Consider the following 20,810-nt stretch of genomic DNA (forward strand, 5'->3'; position numbering starts at 1 on the left):
CGCCACAAAGGTGACCCATGGACCGCACACAACCCCTCGAGCCGACGTCGGACGGAGCCGCTGCGGGCGCCGCGCTCACACCCCGGCCGCATTACGCGGTCCCGGCGCAGCCGGGGTGGGCGCTACCACCAGGACCGCTCGAGGAGGCCGTCGCCGTCGGCCCCTGGCCGCTGCAGTGGTCGCCCGTGGCCTGCGGGCAGGCCCGGAAGGCTGTACGCGAGGTACTGCCCCGCTGGGGGCTCGGCGAGATCGTCCACGCCGCCGAACTGCTGGTCAGCGAGCTGGTCGGCAACGCGCTGCGGCACGCCTTCGACCCCCTCCGCCTCACGCTGGAGCGGATGTCGGGTCTGCGCTGCACCGTGTCCGACGGATCGCCTGCACGGCCCCGGCAGACCGCCGCCGGACCGGACGACGAGTACGGCCGCGGTCTGGAACTGGTCGATTTGCTCGCCACCCGCTGGGGCTGCGACCGCGCCGCCGTCGGCAAAAACGTCTGGTTCGAGCTGTCCGCCCAGCCCACGAGCCCGGGCGCCCTGTACGACTTGGACGACCTCAACGACCTGAACGACCTCAGCGACCTGAACGACCTGAGCGACGCGGCCTGACCCAGCCGGGCCGGGCAGCGAGGAGTCCTGTGCATCATGCGAATCCTGTGAATCATGCGGCGAACGGAGGCGCGATGACCGAGGAACCCATGGCCGCGGCGGCCTCGCGGTTGCGCGAGGCGGGACTGCGGGTGACCGCTCAACGGATGGCCATGCTCACGGCGATCCACGAGTCGCCCGGCCACCTGGACGCGGACACGCTCCGCGACCGCGCCCAGCAGATCACCGGCGGGCTCTCGCTCCAGGCCACCTACAACGTTCTACGCGCGCTCACCGAGGCCGGCCTGGTACGTACCACCCAGATCCCCGGTCATCCCGCCCGCTTCGAGACCGAGCGCCACGACAACCACCACCACTTCGTGTGCCGCCGCTGCGGCACGATCCGCGACGTGGAGTGCACGGTGGGTGCCGCCCCGTGCATGAAGCCGCGGCTGCCGGCCGGGTTCGGCATCGACGAGGCGGCCGTCACCTTCTGGGGCACCTGCCCGGACTGCCGGGCGGCCGAGAAGCGCGTCGCCTAGCCGGCCGTCGTACGCGCGGCGATCCAGCCGCGCTCGAATACGCGCGGCGGCCCAGCCGCCCTGAAGTACGCGCCGCGGTCCAGCCGCCCTGAGGTACGCGCCGGCCTCTCCGCAGGGGCGTACGCGCGCCACACGCCCCCGGATCGCCCCTGCCTACGCGCCCCAGGGCATGCCCGCAACGTCCAAATCCGGCCGACCCCGTACTCGGCCGGATTTCCCTCCATGGCGGCGGCTTCCCTTCAGATTCTCTTCACAGGTTCGTTTCAGCGTGCTGACATGTCCCCGCAATCTCAGCGAGTCCTTCACGCCCCATCGCCTCATCCCGTCACCGCACGGCAGCGGTGAACGAGCCAATGGAGAAACCCCCCATGCACAGGACTCTGACCATCCTCGGCGCCGCCGCGGCGCTTTTCGCCGGAACGACCTCTGCCCACGCCGCACCGTCGCTCGAAGCACCACCGGACAAGATCGTGATCGAGCTGGCGACCGTCAACGGATCGGGATGCCCCGAGGGCACCGCCGCCGTGGCCGTCGCGCCGGACAACACAGCGTTCACGGTCACGTACAGCGACTACCTCGCCCAGACCGGCGGGAGTTCCGACCCGACCGCCTTCCGGAAGAACTGCCAGCTCAACCTGATCGTGCACGTCCCCCAGGGCTTCACCTACGCCATCGCCAGAGCCGACTACCGCGGGTTCGCGTACCTGGAGTCCGGCGCGACGGGGCGGGAGAGAGCGAACTACTACTTCCAGGGAATGCCGGAGACGGTCTCCAAGAACCACGACTTCACGGGGCCCTACAACGACAACTGGCAGGCGTCCGACGTCACGGAGGTCGCACAGCTGGTGTGGGCGCCCTGCGGCGAGCAGCGCAACTTCAACATCAACACCGAACTGCGCGTCAGCAAGGGCACATCCGACCCGCAGAAGACCAGCTTCATGACGATGGACTCGACCGACGCCAGCGTCAGCACGGTCTACCACCTCGCGTGGAAGGAGTGCCCGCAGCGGTCATAGTCCTGTATGGGCCTGGCCCGTAGGACCCTGGGCGCGTAGTCCCTGGGCCCGTAGGACCCTGGACCGCTGGGCCGTTGGGCGTGTCGGCGGGTCTTTCCCCATCCCGCCCCATCCCGCCCCGCCCCGCCCCATCCCGCAGCATCGATATTGCGGCTCCGCCGCGTGGCAGGGGCTCTGCTCCAGACCCCTGGCCCCCTGGGGTCTGGGGCAGAGCCGCCGGTCAGGGAAGGGGCGGGTCGGGGGGAGAAACCCGTACGCGAGCGGTCAATCGCTCGACCGGTCCGCGGGGCGCCGCCCGCTCGGCTGCCGGGGTTCCGGCTGCGGTGGCACCTGCGGCAGGTGCCGCTCCACCGGATCGGTCGCCGTGACCGTCAGCGGCTCCCCGCAGTGCAGGATCCGCAGCGGCTCCCCCTGGACCAGTGCGTAGCGGACCGACGACCCGTCGATCTCCACCCGTAGCCGCCGCCCCTGTACCAGGACCGTGAACGCCAGCCGGGTCAAGTGCTCGGGCAGCCGTGGCGCGAACTCGACGACCTCGCCGCCCCTCCTGCTGCCGCCGTCACCGGAGCCGTGCCGCCGCATGCCTCCGAAGCCGTGGACCAGCGCGATCCACGTCCCCGCCAGCGACGCGATGTGCAGCCCGTCGCGCGTGTTGTGCTCCAGGTTCTCGAGATCCATCAGGGCAGCCTCGCCCAAGTAGGCGAAGGCCAGCCGCAGATGGCCGGTCTCGGCGGCCATGACCGCCTGCGAGCACGCCGACAGCGACGAGTCCCGTACGGTCAGCGGCTCGTAGTACGCGAAGTTGCGTGCCTTCTCCTCAGGCGTGAACGCGTCCCCGCGCACATGCAGCGCGAGCACCAGGTCCGCCTGCTTGACGACCTGTTTGCGGTACAGGTCGAAGTACGGGAAGTGCAGCAGGAGCGGGTACCGGTCCGGCCCGGTGGCGTCGAAGTCCCAGGCCTGGAAGCGGGTGAACCCCGCCGACTGTTCGTGGACGCCGAGCGTCTCGTTGTACGGCAGCGCGATTCCGGCGGCGGCGTCGCGCCAGGCCGCGGTCTCCTCGTCGTCGACGCCGAGTTCCCGCGCCCGCTCCGGGTACCGTATGGCGGCCTCGGCCGCGGCGACCAGATTCTGTTGTGCCATCAGGTTGGTGTAGAGGTTGTCGCGGGCCACGGCGCTGTACTCGTCGGGGCCTGTGACACCGTCGATGTGGAAGACGCCCTCGGTGTCGTGGTGGCCGAGCGAGCGCCAGAGCCTGGCGGTGTGCACCAGCAGGTCGAGGCCGGGGCCCCGCTCGAAGTCCTCGTCCCCCGTGGCGGTCACATACCGCAGCACGGCGTCGGCGATGTCGGCGTTGACGTGGAAGGCGGCCATGCCCGCGGGCCAGTATGCCGAGCACTCCTCCCCGGTGATGGTCCGCCAGGGGAAAGCCGCGCCGTCGAGCCCGAGCTGGCGGGCCCGGTCCCGCGCCGCCGACAGGGTCGCGTGCCGCCACCGCAGCACCGGCGCGACCGCCTGTGGCGCCGTGTAGGTGAGCACCGGGAGCACGAAGGACTCGATGTCCCAGAACGAGTGCCCGTCGTAGCCCGTCCCGGTCAGGCCTTTCGCGGGAATGGCCCGCTCCTCGCCCCGCGCGGCGGCCTGCAGTACGTGGAACAGGGCGAAGCGCACCGCCTGCTGGATCTTCGCGTCGCCGTGCACCTCGACGTCGGCGGAGGACCAGAAGTCGTCGAGGTAGTCGCGCTGTTGGGCGAGCAGTCCCTCCCAGCCGGTGCTGCGGGCGGCGGCGAGCGCGGCGTCGACCTGGTCGTGGACGGCGGGCAGCGAGCGCCGGCCCGACCAGCCGTGCGCCACGAACTTCACCATGCGGAGCCGCTGTCCCGGCGCGACCGTGCTGGTGATGGTGAGGCGGCTGACGTCCGGCTCGCTCTCCGCCGCCCAGGTCGTGCCGCGCGTGCCGCCCGTCACCGCCGGGCCGTCCGTCATCCCCCTGCCGCTCGTACCGCCCGCGCCGTCCCCGTGGCCCGTACCCTCGGGGCTTCCCTCATCCTCCGGGCCCTCGATCACATGGTCGGCCGCGGCCGCCACCCGCAGCCCGCTGCGCGCGGTCCTGTGCACCAGCCGCAGCCGGGTGTCCTGCGCGAAGTCCTCCTCCGCCCGCAGCGGGCAGTCGATGGCGGCGGCGGTCCGCGGGTCGCCGCCCGTCTGCGGCAGTTGCTCGTTCGCCACCAGCTCGGACTGGATGACGATGTCCGCCGGACCGTTGAGCGGCTCGACCTCGTAGCAAACCGCGGCGATCGCCCGCTGGGTGAAGGAGACCAGCCGGGTCGAGGTGATGCGCACGCTGCGGCCGACCGGTGAGGTCCACTCGGCGGTGCGGCGCAGCACCCCGGAGCGGAAGTCGAGCACCCGCTGATGGGTCGTCAGTTCGCCGTAGCGCAGGTCGTACGGCTCGTCGTCGACCAGGAGCCTGATGATCTTCCCGTTGGTGACGTTGATCATCGTCTGGCCGGACTCCGGGTAGCCGTAGCCCGCCTCGGCGTGCGGCAGCGGGTGCAGCTCGTGAACGCCGTTGAGGTAGCTGCCGGGCAGGCCGTGCGGCTCGCCCTCGTCGAGGTTTCCGCGCCAGCCGACATGGCCGTTGGCCAGGGCGAACACGGACTCGCTCTGCGCCAGCACCTTCAGGTTGAGTTCGGTCTCGCGCAGGCACCAGGGCTCCACCCCGTAGCTCGGGTGACTGATCATCGCTCCTCCAGCAGCTCGGCGAGATCGCGGACCACCACGTCGGCGCCGTGCCGCCGCAGTTCGTCGGCCTGTCCGACCCGGTCCACGCCGACGACGATGCCGAACTTCCCGGCCCGCCCGGCCTCGACTCCGGCCAGCGCGTCCTCGAAGACGGCCGCCTCGCCGGGTTCGGCGCCCAGGGCGCGGGCCGCGGCCAGGTACGTATCCGGTTCGGGTTTTCCCCGCAGGTGCTGCTCGCGCGCGACGAGGCCGTCGATGCGCTCGTCGAAAAGGTCGGCGATGCCCGCGGCGGTCAGCACGGCCTGGCAGTTGGCGCTCGAGGACACCACGGCGCGCCGCAGCCCTGCGTCCCGGGCCGCCCGTACGTACGCGACCGAGCCCTCGTACGCCTGCACGCCCTCCTCCTCGATCTTGCGCAGGACCAGGTCGTTCTTACGCGTACCCAGTCCGTGCACCGTCTCCGCGTCCGGCGGGTCGTCGGGCGCGCCCTCCGGCAGGTCGATGCCACGCGCGGCGAGAAAGGTGCGGACGCCGTCGGCGCGCGGTCGGCCGTCCACGTACTCGTCGTAGTCGCGGACCGCGTCGAACGGTACGAAGGGGGCGCCTTCGCGGTCGGCGCGCTGCCGCAGATAGGCGTCGAACATCTCCTTCCAGGCGGCCGCGTGGACCTTCGCGGTCCGGGTGAGGACGCCGTCGAGGTCGAACAGGCAGGTGTGCACGTGCTCCGGAAGCCCCAGCATGCTGTCGAGCGTAGGAGGGCGCGGCGGGGAGCGGGACCTCGACGCGCGGCCGGCTGAAGTGCCCCCGGGCGGATCCTCCCCCACAGGCGCCCTGGGCCTGGCGGCCGTCCGGCAGGTACCAGTCGTGCGGGGCGATCAGCCGGTGGATGGCCTCGGGACCCCAGGACCCCGGTGCGTACGGCTCGACTTCAGCGGCGCTGGCGCCGATCCCTGCGTCGAAGTGCTCGCGTACGCCGTCGGGGATGTAAAAGTCCGCGTCGGGCGGCATACCGAGAAAGCGCTTTGTCGCTTTACCGCCCTCGTCTCAGCCGTACGCGATGCAGCTGCGACCAGAGGAGGGCTGAGGCGTGGCCTTCGGAGAACACGAAGCGGTCGCGGTTCGGCCAGATCGGATCGGCGGGCAGCCTGCGCCGAGGCCGCGGCGGGAGACTTCACACTCGCCGGGTGAAGTCGCCGCGCCGACCGGATCCGCTGTGCGCCCTGACGTACCTCCGGGCGCCCTGAGCACGCTGAAGCGGACGCCCGGCTCCCTCCTCGGGAAGCCGGGCGTCCGTGATCTCAGTGGGGTCAGTGATCTCAGTGGTCTCAGGCGCTCTCGCCGAAGCGGGCCGCCTCGACGTAGTCCGGGCGCGGGTCCAGCGCCGCGGCCAGGCGGAAGTGGCGGATGGCCTCGCCGGGGCGGTTGGCGCGCTGCAGCGTACGGCCCAGCGCGAAGTGGGCGAACGCGTTGTCCGGCTCGCGGTCCACGATGTGCTGGAACTCGGCCTCCGCCGAGCGGAGTTGGGCCGCCATGAAGTACGCGCGCGCTCGCAGCAGGCGTGCCGCTCTGCTCTCCGGGTGGGCTTCGATCACCGAGTCGAGCAGCTTGATCGCGCCACGCGGGTCGCGCGCAGCCAGCAGATGCTCCGCGGCGCGGAAGTCGATGACATGCGTCTCGGGGGTGCGCTCGGGCACAGCAGCCTCCTTCCACAACACACGACGGCGGATCCTGCCACTCGGTCCGGACAACAACACCGTCCGGCACAGCATTCCCCCGGACGGCGGCCGTGCACACGACAACCCGCACCGACATCGACATGAGACCTGCGGCAGGTCAGGGGGGTGACTTTCCCCGTGTGGCGCACATCCCACCGTCCAGGTTCTTGACTCGCGAGTAAGGGGAGGTAAGCATTCCGTTTCACTGTTCGACACGCCGTCGACCTGCGGATCTTCCTCGGACGACCTCGGACGACCTCCGGGCGACGGCACACCGGCCTTCCGTTCCGCCCGGAACGGCCGGAACGGAAGGCCGCCACCGCCGTCGCCCGGACCCGGGCCCGGCGGTGCCTGGAAGGGAAGTGCCATGCGTCGCCGCTCTCTCGCCGTGCTCCTCGCCTCGGCCGTCATCACCGCGCTGACGGCCTTCGCCACGCCCGCGATCGGCGACACCGTGGACGTCTCCCCGCCCGGCGCCAACGACTGGTCGTGCAAGCCGACGGCCGAGCACCCCGACCCGGTCGTCCTCGTCCATGGGACGTTCGAGAACATGGCGAAGAACTGGAGCACGCTGTCGCCGAAGCTCGCCGACGCCGGGTTCTGCGTCTTCGCGCTCAACTACGGGCACGACGCGACCGACCACGTGGCGGACTCCGCGCGCGAGCTCGCGCCCTTCGTGGACGCCGTGCTCAGCGCCACCGGAGCGCACAAAGCGGACATCGTCGGGCACAGCCAGGGTGGCATGATGCCGCGCTACTACCTCAAGTTCCTGCACGGCGCGAACAAGGTCGACGACCTGGTCGGCATCGTTCCGTCCAACCACGGCACGACCAACCCCCTGGCGGCCGTCACCGGAGCCACGGTCTGCGCGGCATGTGCGGACCAGGTGGCGGGCTCACCGTTCCTGACCGAGCTCAACGCGGGCGGCGACACCGTTTCGGGTCCGGACTACACGGTGATCACGACGAAATACGACGAGGTCGTCACGCCGTACACCAGCGCCTTTCTCGATGGACCGACAAAGCAGGTCACCAACATCACCCTGCAGGACGCGTGCCCGATGGACCCGATCGAGCACGACCAGTCCCCCAACGACCCCGTGGTCGCCCGATGGGTGATCAACGCCCTGGACCGTGAGGGCCCGGCCGACCCCGGCTTCAAGCCGCAGTGCGTGGGCTGACCCGGCTCACCCGCCCGCTCGCTCCCGCAACTCCTCCCAGACCTTCCTGACCTGCGACTCCAGCGCCTCCAGCGGACCGTCGTTGTCGATCACCAGGTCGGCGACGGCCAGCCGCTGCTCGCGCGTCGCCTGAGCGGCCATTCGGGAGCGGGCCTCGGACTCAGTCATACCGCGCAGCCCGACCAGGCGGTCGAGCTGGGTCCCGGGGGACGCGTCCACGACCACCACCAGGTCGTAAAGACCGGCCAGGTCGTTCTCGGTGAGCAGGGGGACGTCGTGCACGACGACGGCGGCGTCGGCGCCCGCGGCCGACGCCTCCAGCTCGGCCGAGCGGGCACCGACGAGCGGGTGGACGATCGCGTTCAACGCGCGCAGCCGCTCCGGGTCGTTGAAGACGACAGAACCGAGCCTGGGGCGGTCCAGGGTGCCGTCCGGGGCGAGAATCTCCGGGCCGAACTCGGCCACAACCGCCGCAAGGCCGGGCGTCCCCGGCTCCACGACCTCCCGCGCGATCTTGTCCGCGTCGACGATCACCGCGCCGTACGACGCGAGCAGCCGCGACACCTCGCTCTTGCCCGCGCCGATACCGCCCGTCAGGCCCACCTTCAGCATGCGATCAGACTAGTTCAGCCCCCGGGCCGGACGCCCTCAGTCGCCGTCGCCCTCGCGCTCGGCGAGGAAGCGCTCGAACTCCCGGCCCAGCTCCTCCGCCGACGGCAGCTGCGCGGGCTCGGCGACGAGGTTGCCGCGGCTCTGGGCGCCGGCCACCGCGTCGTACTGGTTCTCCAGGCCCTGCACAAGCGAGACCAGCTCCTCGTCACCCTCCCCGACCTGCCGGTCGATCTCGGTCTGGGTGCGGTGCGCCGCCGTGCGCAGCGTGTGCACCACGCCCGGCACGACCAGTCCCGTCGCCGCCGTGATCGCCTCGAGCGCGGCCAGCGCGGCGTCGGGGTACGGCGAGCGGGCGATGTAGTGCGGCACGTGCGCGGCGACGCCCAGCACATCGTGTCCCGCCTCGGCGAGCCGGAACTCCACGAGCGACTCTGCGCTGCCGGGCACCTGCGCCTCGTCGAAGAAGCTCTGGTGGCCGGGCATCAGGTCGAGCCGGTTGCCGTGCGGGGTGAGCCCGACCGGGCGGGTGTGCGGAACGCCCATGGGAATGCCGTGAAAGCTCACGGACAGCCGGACGCTCAGCCGCTCGACGATCTGGCGCACGGCGACGGCGAAGCGCTCCCACTCCACGTCCGGCTCGGGTCCGGACAGCAGCAGGAAGGGCGCGCCGGTGGCATCCTGCACCAGCTTCACGTCCAGCCTGGGCATGTCGTACGAGGTCCAGCTGTCGCGCTGGAAGGTGAGCAGGGGACGCCGGGCGCGGTAGTCGACGAGTCGGTCCGCGTCGAAGCGTGCAACCGTCTCGTGGGGCAGCTGGTCGAGCAGCCGTTCCACGACCTGCTCGCCGGTGTCTCCGGCGTCGATGTATCCGTCGAAGTGGTAGAGCATGACGAGCCCTGCCGTGTCCTGGGCGATCGCCATGTCGGCCACTGCGAGCCCCTTGGGCTCCCACTCGTACAGATCCTGCGGATCAAGCACCGTAACCGCGCCTCCTCGTGTTCATAAACGCCCAACGCCCGGGGGCGCACAGGCATTCCCGGCGTCGGGGGGGCCGCCGCATCGTGGCAACGGGGTGTTACGGCCCGTCAGCTTCCGGCGTATCGCCCATATTTCCCCCAGCGGCGGTACGTGTTGACGCAGGTCTTGACGTGTTCGTGCGATGCGCCTAGTTTCGCCAGCCACCAAGGTGTTCAGATTCGCGACTGTCGTTCATATAGAGAAACACGTCGAACGCGCCGCCACGTGAAGCAGGAAGGAACCCGCCATGCGCTCCCCCACGCGCACGCGCCGCCGCATGCTGCTGACCGCCCCACTCGCCGCTGCGCTCGGCTGCAGCGCCTTACTGACCACCGGCACATGCGCGGACGCCGCCCAGGCCGGCCCCGCGGCCGGTCCCGCCTCCGGTCCTCCGGCCAATCCCGCGGCCGTCATCCCGGTGTCCACGGCCGCTCAACTCAAGGACGCGCTCGCCGCCGCCAAGCCCGGCGACACCATCCAGCTGGCCGACGGCACGTACAACGGCAACTTCAAGACCACCGCCACCGGCAGCGCGTCCTCCCGCATCACACTCACCGGCTCCTCGAAAGCCGTGCTCACGGCGGGCGGCGGCTACGGGCTGCACCTCGACGGCGCCTCGTACTGGACGGTGAAGGGCATCACCGTCACCGGCGGCCAGAAGGGGATCATGATGGACGGCGCGAACGACGTCGTCATCGACTCCGTCACCGTCCACGGCCTGGACATGGAGGGCGTGCACTTCCGCAAGTCCAGCAGGAACGGCCTGATCAAGAACTCGACGATCTACGACACGGGGAACAACGACCGCGGCATGGGCGAGGGGGTGTACGTCGGCACCGCCAACACGCTCTCCGACAAGAGCGACAACGTGCGGATCCTCGGCAACACGATCGGCCCCGACGTCGGCGGCGAGGCCATCGACCTCAAGGAGGGCACGACGGGCGGTCTCGTCTCCGGCAACACGTTCGACGGGCGCGGACTGACCGGCAACCACTACGACGACTCGTGGATCGACGTGAAGGGCAACGACTACGTCGTCGAGAACAACTCCGGCAAGAACACGACCAACAACGGCTTCGAGGTGCATACGCAGCAGGAAGGGTGGGGCTGCGGGACGGTCTTCCGCGGCAACCGCTCCGACCTGACCGGAGCCACGGGCTCCGGGCGCTACGCGATCTACGCCTTCAACTACAGCTCGTCCTGCAAGACGACGGTGACCAGCAGCAACACGGTCACCGGTGGCCGCGGCCTGGTCAATCCGGGCGTACCGGTCGACGACTGACCGACCCGCGGGCGGGACATGTACCACCCCACCCCACCCCGCCCCACCCCTGACCCAGGCACCCCCGCGTGCGTGGAAAACACAAGGCCCGCCCCCCTGCCAAGGGGGGCGGGCCTTGTGTTACCGGCTATTGCCTAGCGGCGAGCAGTCAGCTCTGACCGCCGGCCAGCTTCTCGCGGAGCGCGGCCAGGGCCTCGTCCGACGCCAGCGCGCCGGAGTTGTCCTGGGGCTCCGAGGAGTACGAGCCGCCGCCGCCCTGGCCGCCGCCGCCCTGCGGAGCGGCCTGACCGGCCTCGGCCGCGGCCTGCTCGTCGGCCTCGCGGGACTTGATGACCTGCGCCTGGTGCTGCTCGAAGCGCGCCTGCGCCTCGGCGTACTGGCGCTCCCACTCCTCCCGCTGCTTCTCGTAGCCCGGCAGCCAGTCGTTGGCCTCCGGGTCGAAGCCCTCGGGGTAGATGTAGTTGCCCTGGTCGTCGTACGAGGCAGCCATGCCGTACAGGGTCGGGTCGAACTCGACGGCCGCCGGCTCGGCGCCGAACGCCTCGTTCGCCTGCTTCAGCGAGAGGCTGATGCGGCGGCGCTCGAGGTCGATGTCGATGACCTTGACGAAGATCTCGTCGTTGACCTGGACGACCTGCTCCGGGATCTCCACGTGGCGCTCGGCCAGCTCGGAGATGTGGACCAGACCCTCGATGCCCTCGTCGACGCGGACGAACGCACCGAACGGAACGAGCTTGGTGACCTTACCCGGGACGACCTGGCCGATCTGGTGGGTCCGGGCGAACTGCTGCCACGGGTCCTCCTGGGTCGCCTTCAGCGACAGGGAGACGCGCTCGCGGTCCATGTCGACATCCAGGACCTCGACCGTGACCTCCTGGCCGACCTCGACGACCTCGGACGGGTGGTCGATGTGCTTCCAGGACAGCTCGGAGACGTGGACGAGACCGTCGACGCCGCCCAGGTCCACGAAGGCACCGAAGTTGACGATGGAGGAGACGACGCCGGAGCGCACCTGGCCCTTCTGGAGGGTGGTGAGGAAGGTCTGGCGGACCTCGCTCTGGGTCTGCTCCAGCCAGGCGCGGCGGGAAAGAACCACGTTGTTGCGGTTCTTGTCCAGCTCGATGATCTTCGCCTCGAGCTCCTTGCCCACGTAGGGCTGCAGGTCGCGGACGCGGCGCATCTCGACCAGGGAGGCGGGGAGGAAGCCGCGGAGGCCGATGTCGAGGATGAGACCACCCTTGACGACCTCGATGACGGTACCGGTGACGATGCCGTCCTCTTCCTTGATCTTCTCGATCGTGCCCCAGGCCCGCTCGTACTGAGCGCGCTTCTTGGACAGGATGAGGCGGCCTTCCTTGTCCTCCTTCTGGAGAACAAGGGCCTCGATCTCGTCGCCTACGGCCACGACCTCGTTCGGGTCGACGTCGTGCTTGATCGAGAGCTCGCGGGAGGGGATGACCCCCTCGGTCTTGTAACCGATGTCGAGCAGGACCTCGTCCCGGTCGACCTTCACGATGACGCCGTCGACGATGTCGCCGTCGTTGAAGTACTTGATCGTCTCGTCGATCGCGGCGAGGAAGGCATCCTCGTTACCGATGTCGTTGACCGCTACCTGCGGGGTGGCGGGGGTCTCGGTGCTGCTCGTCATGTGGGAAAGGGCTCCGGTACGGACATTGAGTCGTAGGTACTGCTCACGCCGGGAGCCCGTTATCGCACCGCCGAAGCCGGACAGCCAGGAGACGCGATCCTTCCACAGGGTCGGAAATGCGCCTCGACAACCGAGGGGACATACAACAGATGCGAGCGCAGCCTGCTACGTCTGAGGTGCGCAGGCCCGCAGCGCAACTTGTAGCATACGGGGGCAGCCGGGCATGGTCAATGCGCGAAGAGCGCACCAGGGGCATAAGCCAACTCAAGCCCCATACCCGACACAACGCACACTGCTTTGCGCACTGCTCTTAGCAGCTACAGGTTCGAGCGAACATTACGACGACAGGCGCGATGAGCCAAGAGGACGAAGCCCAGGCCACTCGGCGTGGCGCGGGGGACACGGAGAGCAGCCGGGCGAACCGGGGCTGGTGGGACCGCAACGCGGACGAATACCAGCGGGAACACGGCGGGTTCCTCGGAGACGACCGCTTCGTCTGGGGCCCGGAGGGGCTCGACGAGGAGCAGGCCGGGCTGCTCGGCCCGGCGGAGGACCTCAAGGGACGGGGCGTCCTGGAGATCGGGGCCGGCGCGGCGCAGTGCTCGCGCTGGCTGGCCGCCCAGGGCGCCAGGCCGGTCGCCCTGGACATCTCGCACCGGCAGTTGCAGCACGCGCGGCGGATCGGCGGTGACGTTCCGCTGGTGCAGGCCGACGCGGGCGCGCTGCCCTTCGCCGACGGGTCCTTCGACCTGGCGTGTTCCGCGTACGGGGCGCTGCCGTTCGTCGCCGACCCAGTGCGGGTGATGCGGGAGGTACGGCGGGTGCTGCGGCCCGGCGGGCGCTGGGTGTTCTCGGTGACCCACCCGATCCGCTGGGCCTTCCCGGACGAGCCGGGCCCCGAGGGACTGTCGGTGGCGGCCTCGTACTTCGACAGGACGCCGTACGTCGAGCAGGACGAGTCGGGGCGTGCGGTGTACGTGGAGCACCACCGGACGGTGGGCGACCGGGTACGGGACGTGGTGGCGGCCGGTTTCCGGCTGATCGACCTCGTGGAGCCGGAGTGGCCTGACTGGAACGACCAGGAATGGGGCGGCTGGTCCCCGCTGCGGGGGCATCTGATCCCGGGCACGGCGATCTTCGTGTGCGTCAGGGACTGAGGCGCTTCGGCCGGCCTCCGGCCGGGGAGGGCGGGACGCGTTGGGCAGCGCTGGGAGACTGGCGGGGTGATACGGAGGGACGCGCTGGAGCAGCTGCCCGTGAAGGCGGCACTGCCCGCGCTGGAGGAGGCGCTGGACGCGCGCGGCGCCGCCGTGCTGTGCGCGCCGCCCGGGACGGGCAAGACGACGCTGGTGCCGCTGGCTCTGGCGGGGCTGCTGGACGACGGGCCCGCGGGCGAGAGGCCCGTACGGCGCGTGGTCGTCGCCGAGCCGCGGCGCATCGCGGCGCGGGCCGCCGCGCGGCGCATGGCGTGGCTGCTGGGCGAGGAGGTCGGTATGGGGGCACCCCCGGCCGAAGGTTGGGGGAGGGTCGGGTTCAGCGTGCGCGGCGAGCGGCGCGCCGGGCCCGGGACGGTCGTCGAGGTGGTGACGACCGGCGTGCTGCTGCAGCGGTTGCAGCGCGACCAGGAGCTGGCCGGGGTCGACGTCGTCGTCCTCGACGAGTGCCACGAGCGGCACCTCGACGCCGACACGGCGGCCGCCTTCCTGCTGGACGTGCGGGAGGCGCTGCGGCCCGACTTGCGGCTCGTCGCGGCCTCGGCGACGACGGACGCGGCGGGCTGGGCCCGGCTGCTCGGCGGCGGCTCGGGGGACGGGAGCGCGGGTGACGGAGGCGCCGGTGACGGGGGCGCGCCGGTGGTCGAGGCGCCGGGCGTGTCGCACCCGGTGGAGGTGGTATGGGCGCCGCCGCCACGTCCCGTACGCCCGCCGCACGGCATGCGGGTGGACCCCGCCCTGCTGGAGCACGTCGCGGCCGTCGTGCGGCGGGCGCTGAGCGAGCGGGTCGGCGACGTCCTCTGCTTCCTGCCGGGCGTCGGGGAGATCGCGCGCGTGGCGGGGCGGCTGGGCGGGGCGGGCGCCGAGGTGTTGCAGGTGCACGGGCGGGCCCCCGCGGACGTCCAGGACGCGGTGCTGGCGGGCGGCGGGCGCGTACGGCGTGTCGTGCTGGCGACGGCGGTGGCCGAGTCGAGCCTGACGGTGCCGGGCGTGCGGGTCGTCGTGGACGCGGGTCTGGCACGGGAGCCGCGCACGGACCACGCGCGCGGGCTGAGCGCGCTGACGACCGTACGGGCCTCGCAGGCTGCGGCCCGGCAGCGCGCGGGCCGTGCGGGGCGCGAGGCGCCCGGCACGGTCTACCGCTGCTGGGCCGAGGAGGAGGACGCGCGGCTTCCGCGGTGGCCTTCGCCGGAGATCAAGGTCGCGGACCTGACCGCTTTCGCGCTGCAGGCGGCGTGCTGGGGCGAGCCGGACGCCTCGGGGCTCGCGCTGCTCGACCCGCCGCCGGGCGGGGCGATGGCCGCGGCGGGCGAGGTGCTGCGCGCGATCGGGGCCGTGGACGCGGACGGGCGCGCGACCGCGCGCGGCGTCCAGCTGTCCCGGCTGGGCGTCCACCCGCGGCTCGCCCGGGCCCTCCTGGACGGCGCACCCGAGGTGGGCGCGCGCAGGGCGGCGGAGGTGGTCGCGCTGCTGTCGGAGGAGCCGCCCCGTGAGTACGGCGACGACCTGGCCGCGGCCTGGCGTACGGCCCGCCGCGGCGGCGACCCGTACGCGGCCCGTTGGCGCGCGGAGGCCAGGCGCCTGGAGTCCGCACTGCGCTCGGCCGCTCGCGACGGGGCGAAACGCACATCGCCCGTCGCCGCGGGTGGTGAGGACGCCAGCCCCTCCGCCTCGGCGACGCCGCCCGCCGACGACGACGCGTACGCCCCAGCGGAGGCCGGGGCGCCACGCGCGCGTGGGGCGACGGGCGGGTCCTGGTCGGGCGGGACTGCCGGGCCCGGCGGGGCCGCCTCCGAGCCCGGTTCGGGAGGTTGGAACGGCGGCGAACGGGCGGTGCCGCCGCCGGACAGCGGGGCGTCACGCCGCCAGGACACCGCCACCGGCCGGTTGACGGAAGACGACGTCGCGGGGCTGCTCGCCGCGCTCGCGTTCCCCGAGCGGGTGGCGCGGCGGCGTGGGGGCGGGGCGTATCTCATGGCCTCCGGGACCGGGGCCGAGACGGCCGGCGGGTCGCGGCTCGGGGACGCGGAGTGGCTGGCGGTGGCCGTCGCGGACCGGCCCGTGGCCGCCGCGTCCGCGCGCGTGCGGCTGGCGGCCGTGGTCGGTGAGGAGACCGCGCGGATCGCGGCCGCGCCGCTCCTCTCCGGCGGCGAGGAGGTCGTCTGGTCGGCCGAGCGGCGCGACGTGGTCGCGCGGCGGGTGGAGCGGCTCGGCGCGATCGAACTGCTCGTACGGCCGCTGGGCGCGTCCGACCCGGCACAGGTGCGGGCCGCTCTGCTGGACGGGCTGCGGCGCGAAGGGCTCGGGATGCTGCGCTGGCCGCGGGAGGCGGCGGAGCTGCGGCGGCGGTTGGCCTTTCTGCACCGGGAGTTGGGCGAGCCGTGGCCCGACGTGTCGGATGCCGCGCTCCTCGCTCACCCGGACGAGTGGCTCGGGTGTGAACTGGACCGCGCGCAGAAGCGCGGTGATCTGGAGCGGGTGGACGGGGGCAAGGCGCTGGCCCGGCTGCTGCCGTGGACCACCGGTGACGCGGTGCGCTTCGACGAGCTGGCGCCCGAGCGGCTGGAGGTGCCGAGCGGTTCCCGCGTACGCATCGACTACGGCGGCGGTCAGCCGGTGCTGGCCGTGAAGCTGCAGGAGCTGTTCGGGCTGCAGGAGACTCCGCGGATCGCGGGCGGGCGCGTACCGCTGCTCGTCCATCTGCTCTCCCCCGCCGGGCGCCCCGCCGCGGTCACCGCCGACCTCGCGTCCTTCTGGCGCGACGGATACCGGTCCGTACGGGCCGAGCTGCGCGGCCGCTACCCCAAGCACCCGTGGCCGGAGGACCCGGCCTCCGCCGAGCCGACGCGCCATACCACGGCGCGTACCAACCGCCGGCAATAGTCGAGGCGTTCAGGAAGTCCGTTCAGGTATTCAGGCGTTCAGGCGTTGACCGGTTCCGGCTCCGGCGTGCGCTTCCCGGACGCCGCGCCAGGGCCTCCGCGCCGTCGGCTGCGCGCCTCCAGCACCAGAGCGAGCGCGAGCAGGCCGGCCCCGAACCCCAGGAAGCCCCACGGCAGATACGACGTCATCAGCAGGACCAGCTGTCGCTGGGACTTCACGAGGTCGACCGTGTAGTCGATGTAGTCCTCGCGCATCTTCACATGCCCCGCGAACGCCGTGACCTTGTCGCGGTCGCCGAGCAGCGTGCCGCCGCGCAGCTCCTCCTTGTGGATCTCCTGCCCGTTGACCGGTGCGCCCGTGGTGGGGTCGATCCAGAACATGCGCTTGGTGGTGTACCAGCGGGTCGTGCCCGTCTTCGCGACCGACTCCGGCGTGATGCCCTTGACCGGCATCTTCTTCGGCATCGGGACCTTGGTCCACGGGATGGTCTGCTCGAAGTAGTAGACCTCCATGCCGCGGAAGGTCTGGGTGCCCTTGTAGTGGATGGGGGCGGAGATGCGCGCCTGGGCGTCGAAGTAGTTGTAGTCGCGCTTCTCGGTGAGGAAGGGCCACTTGAACTCGATGCCCTCGCGCCGGACCCGGTCGCCGTCGACGTGTTCGCCGTCCGCGTGGACCGGCTCCTGGGTGTGGGCGTCGAAGATGTAGCGCTCGGGGATCCGGGAGACCATCTTGCCGTCCGGGCCCACCACGTACGAGAGGCCGTCCCAGACCACGACGTCGCGGCCGGCGGTCCGCTCGATCTTCTCGGACGCCTCGACGTTGCCCTTCAGCGTCTGCACGATGGTGACCTTGGGGACGGTCTTCGGCAGCATCATGCCGTAGTCGAGGAGGGTGGCGTCCTTCGCCTCGAGGACCATCTCCTGGTACTGGTTCGGGGGGATCTTGGCGAGGCGCGGGAAGGCGTACCAGCGCAGGAGCGGCGACAGGGCGGTACAGAAGACGGCGAGGGCGAGCAGGACCAGGCTCGCTGTGCGGCGCATGGCAGTGTGCCCTCCCTCTACGGGTGTTCGGGAACGGTGGTCAGCAGCGGCTTCGGGGAGGTCCGGCCGCTGGGCGCGCCGATCGCCGTGATGGTGAAGACGAGCGCGAGGGCCGCGGCCAGTCCGATGGCGGCGGCTGCGAGGGCGCGCATGGTCGGCCTCCCGGTGTGTGGGGGCAAGGCAGAAGCCTTCCGGGCACCCTGACGGATCGTCAGGGCGCCCGAATGGGGGCACCGTAGCAACGGGGGGCGCAGAAGAGAACACGTCGCACCGCTCCCCTGCCCTCCGGCGGCCGGTAGGCCGGTGGGGGCAGACGAGCGGTGCGGCGGGGACGGTACGGGCGAGGGGCCGGCCGGGCGCTACTGTCCCGCGGCAGCCGGCTCCGTGACGGTGAGCTCGATGGTCAGCGTCGCGCCGTCCGCTGTGGTCAGCCGCAGGTGGAACGTGCCCGCGTTGCCATCGGTGAAGATCTTCGGCAGCTTCAGGAGGCCGCTGGAGTCCGTCTTGAGGTCCTTGAGGGCACGGACCGTCCTGCCCTCATCGTCCCTGAAGTACGGGCCCTTGTCGTTCACCACCGGCTGGTCCGGGTCGTCGGAGGTGACCATGGTCGCGGTCACCGGCACGCCCGCGGCGGCCTCGCCCTTGTAGGTCGCCTCGACCTCAACCGTCTCCGCGAACTCGCTGGCGGTCTCGGCCTTCAGCGCCTCGTCGCTGGTACGGGCCAGCGCGTCGGCCTGCGGGTCGGGCGCGGGACGGGACGTGACGGTGGCGGCGAAGCCGACGCCGGGCAGACCGCGGCCCACGACCGTGGCCCGTACGGTGAACTGGCCCGCCTTCTCGCCCGCGAGCAGCTTCGGAGCGATGGCAGTGCCATCGCTGCCGGTGAGGACGGTGACGCGGGTCGCCCTGTCGGGGAAGCGCGCCTCCGTCTCGCCGCGGATCTCGTACTGCACGCGCGCTTTGGCGACCGGCTTGCCCGCCGCGTTCTCCGCCCGCACCCGGGGCAGGTCGGCGAACTCGCCTCCGGCCGTGGCGGTCAGCTCCTGCGCGCCGACGCGCTCAAGGGCGGTGACGGATTCGGTGGGTGTGGGCTGGTCCGGCTCACTCGGCTCGCCTGGTTCGCCCGGTTCGCCTGGCCGGGGCGACGGGGTGGGCGTACCGCCCGTCTTCGGGGGCTGCGTGGAGGGGCTCTTGCCGCCTTCCCCGGACGGCGAGCCCGGGGAGCCCTTTCCGGTGCCCTTGCCCCCGCCCTTCGAGCCGTCGCCGTCTCCGCCGGGGCCGGTTCCGGCGGGCAGCACGCCCGTGCCGTCGGGCACCTCGTGCGTGCCCTTCTTGTAGTACTCGAACCACGACAGGACCGTCCGCAGGTACTCCTGCGAGTGGTTGTAGCCGAGGATCGCCCGGTGGAGGTCGGCCTCGACCGACAGATCGCGGCCGCTCGCGCAGAGGTAACGGCCCGCGGCCAGCGCCGCGTCGTAGACGTTGTTGGGGTTCTCGTCGCCGTCGCCGTTGCCGTCGGCGCCCCACTTCGCCCAGGTGGACGGGATGAACTGCATCGGGCCGACGGCGCGGTCGTGCGCGGTGTCGTCGTCGTACGCGCCGTCGTCGGTGTCGCTGATGTTGGCGAAGCCCTTGCCGTTGAGCTGCGGGCCGAGGATCGGCGAGATGGTGGTGCCCTCGGCGTCCACGCGCCCGCCGCGCGCCTGCCCGGACTCGACCTTGCCGATGGCGGCGAGCAGTTCCCAGGGCAGGTGGCAGCCGGGGTGGCTCTGGGCGAGCGCGGCCTCGGCCTTCTTGTACGCATCGAGAACGGTCGCCGGTATGCCCGATTCGGCTGCGCCCGTGCCGTCACCGGGCAGATCTATGGAAGTGCCGGGCTTGTCCGGTGTGTTCAGCGGCGGCAGGTCCGTGTAGTACGGAGAGCCGCCGTCGATGGAGGTGTCGGCGGCGGGCGACGGATCACTCGTCGACTGCCGCTCGGACTTCAGCAGACTGGGTGCCTGGGACGCGGTGAGCGCCGCCATCGCGAGGGCCGCCACGGCTGTCGTGGCCGCTCCCCTCCGCAGCCGCCGGCCGAACTGCGCTGCCATACGTGCGTCCTCCCCTGTACGTGCGGGGGTCCGCCCCCGCCTTGGTCTGCTGCGCCGCGCCCGCCCCGTACTCCCCCGCGCGCGAACGCTGGTGACACTACGGCAACTTCTCGCCCTGAGTCACCGTTCCCTGCCCGGAATTTCACCACTTTGGCGCGGAGTGGGTGCCCAAGGTGGCGAACCCCGCTCACCCGCATACTGGGCGAGACTGCGCAAGGGTGATCAAGACCGATCGAGAACGGGAACGAGGGGGAACGTATGCCGTTCACGCTCAGCCATGCTGCGGCTGTGCTGCCGGGGATACGACGTGACGGTACGGGGCGCGGGCCGCTGGTCGCCTCGGCGCTCGTCGCGGGCTCGTTCGCGCCCGACATGACGTACTTCGCCGACACGGTCCTTCCCGGGGCGATGCTGTACGGGGACTTCACGCACTCGCCCGCCGGTGTGCTCACCGTGGACGCACTCGTGTCGGCGGTGCTGGTGGGGGGCTGGCTGCTGCTGCGCGAACCGCTGGTGGCGCTGTTGCCGCGGGCCTGGCAGGGCCGTGCGTACGCGCTGGCGCGCGGCCGGTCGTGGCGGGGCAGGCCGATCGCGCCGCTGGCCTTCTGGTTCTGGGTGTCGGCCGTGCTCGGGGCGGCGACGCACATCGTGTGGGACGCCTTCACGCACCTGGACCGCTGGGGGATGCGGATCCTGCCGGTGCTGGGCGAGGTGGTGGCGGGCTTTCCGCTCTATCTGTACGCGCAGTACGGCGGTTCCGCGCTCGCGCTGCTGGTGATCGCCGCGTTCCTCGTCGGGGCGGTGCGCGGGCTGCCGGCGGACGCCCCGGCGCCGACGGCCGTACCGGGCCTGACGTCGCGCGAACGGCTGCTCGCGGCGGGGGTGCTGGCGCTGGGCGTCCTCGCGGGCGTCGTGCACCGCTGTGTCCGCTCGTACGCGGCCATCACGGCCATCGCCGAGGACGCCTCGCTGCTCGATTACGTGCCCACGGTGATGTTCGGCGCGGGCGCGGGCCTCGCCCTGAGCCTGCCGCTCTACGCAGCGGCGGTACGGATGCGCCCTGTTGTGGGCATGCGTTCCGCGGGGCGGAACGGATGCCCACAGCCAGACAGGGGCTAGTTGTGCTGACCGGAGAGGTTGGTGACGCGGCTGGCTGGGGTTTGGCCGCTGATTCCGGTGTGGGGTCGGTGGTAGTTGTACCAGTCCAGCCAGTCGGGAAACGCGGCCTGCCGTTCGGCTTCT

At 71.6% G+C, this 20,810-nt stretch carries 19 protein-coding genes; 8 read left to right on the forward strand and 11 right to left on the reverse strand.

Going from position 1 to position 20,810, the window contains the following annotated elements; genetic code table 11:
- Positions 1-17: 17 nt before the first annotated feature.
- The 3 genes from ACTWP8_RS18450 (at position 18) to ACTWP8_RS18460 (ending at position 2,142) form a co-directional block, all read left to right on the forward strand.
- Entirely contained in the window at positions 18-605 is a 588-nt protein-coding gene (locus tag ACTWP8_RS18450) for an ATP-binding protein (RefSeq protein WP_443323224.1), read from the forward strand.
- A gap of 74 nt (positions 606-679) precedes the next feature.
- Positions 680-1,126, forward strand: a complete 447-nt coding sequence (locus ACTWP8_RS18455; RefSeq protein ID WP_443323225.1) for a Fur family transcriptional regulator — start codon at positions 680-682, stop codon at positions 1,124-1,126.
- Positions 1,127-1,494: 368 nt separating this feature from the next.
- Entirely contained in the window at positions 1,495-2,142 is a 648-nt protein-coding gene (locus ACTWP8_RS18460) for a DUF4360 domain-containing protein (RefSeq protein ID WP_443323226.1), read from the forward strand.
- Between the two features lie 264 nt (positions 2,143-2,406).
- On the opposite strand, the gene ACTWP8_RS18465 is transcribed toward ACTWP8_RS18460, so the two are convergent.
- The 4 genes from ACTWP8_RS18465 to ACTWP8_RS18480 all read right to left on the reverse strand — a co-directional run bounded on the left by ACTWP8_RS18465 (position 2,407) and on the right by ACTWP8_RS18480 (position 6,581).
- The gene (locus ACTWP8_RS18465; RefSeq protein WP_443323227.1) at positions 2,407-4,887 is read right to left on the reverse strand and encodes a glycoside hydrolase family 65 protein; all 2,481 of its coding nucleotides are present in this window, start codon (positions 4,885-4,887) and stop codon (positions 2,407-2,409) included.
- Entirely contained in the window at positions 4,884-5,627 is a 744-nt protein-coding gene (locus tag ACTWP8_RS18470; protein ID WP_443323228.1) for an HAD family hydrolase, read from the reverse strand. Before ACTWP8_RS18470 ends, ACTWP8_RS18465 begins: the two co-directional genes overlap by 4 nt.
- A 290-nt stretch (positions 5,628-5,917) precedes the next feature.
- Complete coding sequence (locus ACTWP8_RS18475) at positions 5,918-6,031, reverse strand: hypothetical protein (protein WP_443323248.1); 114 nt, start codon at positions 6,029-6,031, stop codon at positions 5,918-5,920.
- Positions 6,032-6,212: 181 nt separating this feature from the next.
- Complete coding sequence (locus ACTWP8_RS18480) at positions 6,213-6,581, reverse strand: tetratricopeptide repeat protein (protein ID WP_443323229.1); 369 nt, start codon at positions 6,579-6,581, stop codon at positions 6,213-6,215.
- A gap of 388 nt (positions 6,582-6,969) precedes the next feature.
- Between ACTWP8_RS18480 and ACTWP8_RS18485 the strand changes: the two genes are divergently transcribed.
- On the forward strand, positions 6,970-7,782 hold the full coding sequence (locus tag ACTWP8_RS18485; RefSeq protein ID WP_443323230.1) for an alpha/beta fold hydrolase: 813 nt from the start codon (positions 6,970-6,972) through the stop codon (positions 7,780-7,782).
- A 6-nt stretch (positions 7,783-7,788) separates the two neighbouring features.
- Here ACTWP8_RS18485 and coaE read toward each other — a convergent pair whose 3' ends face one another.
- A complete protein-coding gene (gene coaE, locus ACTWP8_RS18490) occupies positions 7,789-8,394 on the reverse strand; it encodes a dephospho-CoA kinase (RefSeq protein WP_443323231.1) in 606 nt (201 codons plus the stop codon).
- A gap of 36 nt (positions 8,395-8,430) precedes the next feature.
- Positions 8,431-9,372: a PAC2 family protein gene (locus tag ACTWP8_RS18495; RefSeq protein ID WP_443323232.1), complete on the reverse strand. Its 942-nt coding sequence runs from the start codon at positions 9,370-9,372 to the stop codon at positions 8,431-8,433.
- A 286-nt stretch (positions 9,373-9,658) separates the two neighbouring features.
- Between ACTWP8_RS18495 and ACTWP8_RS18500 the strand changes: the two genes are divergently transcribed.
- Positions 9,659-10,693, forward strand: coding sequence for a right-handed parallel beta-helix repeat-containing protein (locus ACTWP8_RS18500; RefSeq protein ID WP_443323233.1), 1,035 nt, complete (start codon positions 9,659-9,661; stop codon positions 10,691-10,693).
- Positions 10,694-10,841: 148 nt separating this feature from the next.
- Here ACTWP8_RS18500 and rpsA read toward each other — a convergent pair whose 3' ends face one another.
- A complete protein-coding gene (gene rpsA, locus ACTWP8_RS18505) occupies positions 10,842-12,341 on the reverse strand; it encodes a 30S ribosomal protein S1 (protein WP_443313482.1) in 1,500 nt (499 codons plus the stop codon).
- Between the two features lie 353 nt (positions 12,342-12,694).
- Here rpsA and ACTWP8_RS18510 point away from each other — a divergent pair, with 353 nt between their 5' ends.
- A complete protein-coding gene (locus tag ACTWP8_RS18510; RefSeq protein WP_443323234.1) occupies positions 12,695-13,498 on the forward strand; it encodes a class I SAM-dependent methyltransferase in 804 nt (267 codons plus the stop codon).
- A gap of 66 nt (positions 13,499-13,564) precedes the next feature.
- Complete coding sequence (locus ACTWP8_RS18515) at positions 13,565-16,438, forward strand: ATP-dependent RNA helicase (protein WP_443323235.1); 2,874 nt, start codon at positions 13,565-13,567, stop codon at positions 16,436-16,438.
- Between the two features lie 38 nt (positions 16,439-16,476).
- On the opposite strand, the gene ACTWP8_RS18520 is transcribed toward ACTWP8_RS18515, so the two are convergent.
- From ACTWP8_RS18520 to ACTWP8_RS18530, 3 genes are all read right to left on the reverse strand, one after another.
- A complete protein-coding gene (locus ACTWP8_RS18520; protein ID WP_443323236.1) occupies positions 16,477-17,478 on the reverse strand; it encodes a DUF3068 domain-containing protein in 1,002 nt (333 codons plus the stop codon).
- 17 nt (positions 17,479-17,495) lie between these two features.
- On the reverse strand, positions 17,496-17,630 hold the full coding sequence (locus ACTWP8_RS18525) for an SPW_0924 family protein (protein ID WP_443313478.1): 135 nt from the start codon (positions 17,628-17,630) through the stop codon (positions 17,496-17,498).
- A gap of 207 nt (positions 17,631-17,837) precedes the next feature.
- Positions 17,838-19,568, reverse strand: coding sequence for a lytic transglycosylase domain-containing protein (locus tag ACTWP8_RS18530; RefSeq protein ID WP_443323237.1), 1,731 nt, complete (start codon positions 19,566-19,568; stop codon positions 17,838-17,840).
- Between the two features lie 258 nt (positions 19,569-19,826).
- Between ACTWP8_RS18530 and ACTWP8_RS18535 the strand changes: the two genes are divergently transcribed.
- Entirely contained in the window at positions 19,827-20,687 is an 861-nt protein-coding gene (locus tag ACTWP8_RS18535) for a DUF4184 family protein (protein WP_443323238.1), read from the forward strand.
- On the opposite strand, the gene ACTWP8_RS18540 is transcribed toward ACTWP8_RS18535, so the two are convergent.
- Positions 20,684-20,810 (reverse strand): integrase core domain-containing protein (locus ACTWP8_RS18540; RefSeq protein WP_443323249.1); only part of this gene is annotated, 127 nt, incomplete at its 5' end. The genes ACTWP8_RS18535 and ACTWP8_RS18540 overlap by 4 nt on opposite strands.

It is taken from the genome of Streptomyces sp. 7N604, from assembly GCF_052245475.1.
GTDB lineage: Bacteria > Actinomycetota > Actinomycetes > Streptomycetales > Streptomycetaceae > Streptomyces.

Bases quoted from the DNA above. Each gene is read 5' to 3' on its own strand.
- ACTWP8_RS18465 (WP_443323227.1), bottom strand. From the start codon at position 4,887: ATGATCAGTCACCCGAGCTACGGGGTGGAGCCCTGGTGCCTGCGCGAG.
- ACTWP8_RS18455 (WP_443323225.1), top strand. From the start codon at position 680: ATGACCGAGGAACCCATGGCCGCGGCGGCCTCGCGGTTGCGCGAGGCG.
- rpsA (WP_443313482.1), bottom strand. From the start codon at position 12,341: ATGACGAGCAGCACCGAGACCCCCGCCACCCCGCAGGTAGCGGTCAAC.
- ACTWP8_RS18510 (WP_443323234.1), top strand. From the start codon at position 12,695: ATGAGCCAAGAGGACGAAGCCCAGGCCACTCGGCGTGGCGCGGGGGAC.
- coaE (WP_443323231.1), bottom strand. From the start codon at position 8,394: ATGCTGAAGGTGGGCCTGACGGGCGGTATCGGCGCGGGCAAGAGCGAG.
- ACTWP8_RS18450 (WP_443323224.1), top strand. From the start codon at position 18: ATGGACCGCACACAACCCCTCGAGCCGACGTCGGACGGAGCCGCTGCG.
- ACTWP8_RS18470 (WP_443323228.1), bottom strand. From the start codon at position 5,627: ATGCTGGGGCTTCCGGAGCACGTGCACACCTGCCTGTTCGACCTCGAC.
- ACTWP8_RS18500 (WP_443323233.1), top strand. From the start codon at position 9,659: ATGCGCTCCCCCACGCGCACGCGCCGCCGCATGCTGCTGACCGCCCCA.
- ACTWP8_RS18525 (WP_443313478.1), bottom strand. From the start codon at position 17,630: ATGCGCGCCCTCGCAGCCGCCGCCATCGGACTGGCCGCGGCCCTCGCG.
- ACTWP8_RS18460 (WP_443323226.1), top strand. From the start codon at position 1,495: ATGCACAGGACTCTGACCATCCTCGGCGCCGCCGCGGCGCTTTTCGCC.
- ACTWP8_RS18485 (WP_443323230.1), top strand. From the start codon at position 6,970: ATGCGTCGCCGCTCTCTCGCCGTGCTCCTCGCCTCGGCCGTCATCACC.
- ACTWP8_RS18535 (WP_443323238.1), top strand. From the start codon at position 19,827: ATGCCGTTCACGCTCAGCCATGCTGCGGCTGTGCTGCCGGGGATACGA.
- ACTWP8_RS18530 (WP_443323237.1), bottom strand. From the start codon at position 19,568: ATGGCAGCGCAGTTCGGCCGGCGGCTGCGGAGGGGAGCGGCCACGACA.
- ACTWP8_RS18520 (WP_443323236.1), bottom strand. From the start codon at position 17,478: ATGCGCCGCACAGCGAGCCTGGTCCTGCTCGCCCTCGCCGTCTTCTGT.